Consider the following 1,387-nt stretch of genomic DNA (forward strand, 5'->3'; position numbering starts at 1 on the left):
CGATTGCAAGTCTGATGATTCCGACATCGTTCTCAATGTCGATCTCTGTTCCAAATGGCTCGGAGAGCTTCTGCAGATGTTCCAGAATGGCTTTGGCTTGCGACGGGGAAGCGAGACTTGGCACCCCCCGGTTGGCAAACCTCTTCGAGTAGCCGAGTTCGACTGGATAGAGGCGCAATTCGGCAATCTGGTTCTGCTCAAAGCGACAAACTGTTATAACGCTTTCATAAAAGGTCGTCTCGGAGAACGCGTCTAAAAATCCCTCTGCCGTAGGATATCCTCTGGCTTCTTCATCGACTGTCACCTCGGCATCCGTGGCGACCCTTGGGTCCTTCCCGTAGCTGGCGTACATATCAGCGCCCACCGGCGTACGGAGAGGGTCGAACATGAAATTTCCCAGACTGTAAAAGATCGGCCGCCCCTTGTAGATTTCGATGCCGCGCAACTGATGCGGTCCATGCGCGATGTACGCATCCGCTCCGGCGTCAATCAGCTTGTGCGCAAATGCCCTTTCGTAGTCAGCCGGTTCCTGGCTCCAATTCCCTGGCTCGTGGCCATGGTTCGTGGCAATACAAAAATCGGAGAACTGCTTTCCCTGGCGAAGATTTCGCAAAATGTTTCCGACGTCGCGAAGGTCTGGCTCGTAGCTGTAGCCGGCCTTCTCGCCCGCTTTGTATATAGTTCCGGAGAGAACGACCCGATTTGGATCGCCAACGCCAGACCTGTAGTCGGGCAATGCCTCACGTATCTCCCTCAAGCTCTCGAGCTTCTCTGGCGGAACTACGATCGTCTGCTTAAGACGAAGGCTGTTGACTCCAGGTCTGCCTGGTGCCTCTCCAGCCGGATCGCATGCACGAGCCATAGGCTCGAACGTTGTCGCAAACGACAGCAATGCCACGCGACCGCGTGCGGTCTCTAGAAAGCGAGCGGCGCCAGCTTGTGCCAGGTTTTCGCCAACACCTGCATAGATTATCCCGCTCTGATCGAGCACCTGGCAGGTCTCGCGCATGCCTTCCAGACCCCAATCAAACGTGTGATTGTTGGCGTAGCTCACAATGTTAAAGCCCATCGCCTTCAAATCAGGTCCAAGCTCTGGCACGCCAAGGTGATAGGCGCCGCCGTACTCAGCCTGAGGACTTCCATTGAACGATCGGATATCGAAAATGCTGGTTTCCATGTTGCCAAACGTGACGTCAGCGTCACGCAGGATGTTGACGACGTCGCCAAAGCCGGGATTGTGGCTTTTGGTCAGTGCCCGCGTCACGATGAGATCGCCAACCGCGACCATCGTGAAGCCGTCCGCAACGTTCGTTGCAATCGAACCGACCGCGTCATAGGCACTAACCTCGATGACCCCATGATCACCGTGTGAATGATCTACCATAGG

1 protein-coding gene is annotated in these 1,387 nt (G+C 55.5%); it reads right to left on the minus strand.

Annotated features, from left to right (window positions below):
• On the minus strand, positions 1–1,384 hold a 1,384-nt coding region (locus tag AC0L24_RS33760; RefSeq protein WP_473565070.1), incomplete at its 3' end, for a CapA family protein.
• Between the last annotated feature and the right edge of the window lie 3 nt (positions 1,385–1,387).

Source organism: Mesorhizobium sp. WSM4809 (genome assembly GCF_055811655.1).